Origin of the sequence: Frankia sp. AiPs1, assembly GCF_023716945.1 — a bacterium.
Taxonomy (GTDB): domain Bacteria; phylum Actinomycetota; class Actinomycetes; order Frankiales; family Frankiaceae; genus Frankia.
Genome location: NZ_JAMQQF010001024.1, coordinates 1 through 1,041, shown reverse-complemented (window position 1 = coordinate 1,041; position 1,041 = coordinate 1). Strand labels below are relative to the sequence as shown.

Annotated in this window: 1 protein-coding gene; it reads left to right on the top strand. The window is 77.0% G+C overall.

The features are described from left to right. Positions 1-1,041 (top strand): SIS domain-containing protein (locus ND748_RS34375; RefSeq protein WP_285903012.1); only part of this gene is annotated, 1,041 nt, incomplete at both ends.

The following is a 1,041-nucleotide window of genomic DNA, read 5'->3' as shown; positions in this document are numbered from 1 at the left end:
CGCCTGGGGTGGCCGCCTGGCCGCCGTCCTGGCCGCGGGCGGACGGCTGCTTGCCGCGGGCAACGGCGGTTCGGCCGCCGAGGCCCAGCACCTGACCGCCGAACTCGTCGGCCGCTTCCGCGACGACCGGCCGCCGATGTCCGCGATCGCCCTGCACGCCGACACCTCCGCCCTCACCGCGATCGGCAACGACTTCGGCTACGACGACGTGTTCGCCCGCCAGGTCCGCGCCCACGGCCGGCCGGGAGACGTGCTGATTCTGCTGTCCACCTCGGGCCGCAGCGCCAACCTGCTGCACGCCGCCCGGGCGGCGTGCGAGGTGGGCATGGCGACGTGGGGGTTGGTCGGCGCGGCGGACAGTCCGCTCGCGGCCGCCTGCGACGAGGTCGTCGCGGTCGGCTCCGCCTCCCCCGGCGCCGGGACGACGTCGGCGGCCACCGTGCAGGAGACCCACCTCGTCGCCGTGCACCTGCTCTGTGCGGCCTGCGACGCGGCGCTCGGGGTCGCCCCCGTCCGCTCCTCGCCCGGCGCGCCGCCGACGTCCCTCGGTGACCTCGGCGCCGGGTCGGACCGGTCCGTCCACGCACGGACGACGCGGGCGCCGAGCCGGCCACGATCCGGACCGCTGGTGATCGTCGGCGACGCGTTGCTGGACCGGGACGTCGCCGGCCGGGTGGAACGACTGGCTCCCGACGCGCCGGTCCCCGTCCTCGACGAGATCACCGACACCGCCCGGCCGGGCGGGGCGGGACTGGCCGCGATCCTGGCTGCCGGCGACGGCGCCGACGTCGTCCTCATCACCGCGCTGGCCGACGACGAGGCCGGCCGGCGGCTCGCCGCGCTGCTCGCCGACGCCGGGATCACCGTGGTCGATCTCGGCCTGACCGGCACGACGCCGCAGAAGATTCGCCTGTGTGCGGCCAGGAACATCCTGCTGCGACTCGACCGCGGCGGCACCGGCAGCGGCAGCGACGGCGGCAGCACCAGAAGCGGCACCGGCAGCAGCGGCGGCCGTCCGGTCCGGTTCGGCCTGCCCGAGGA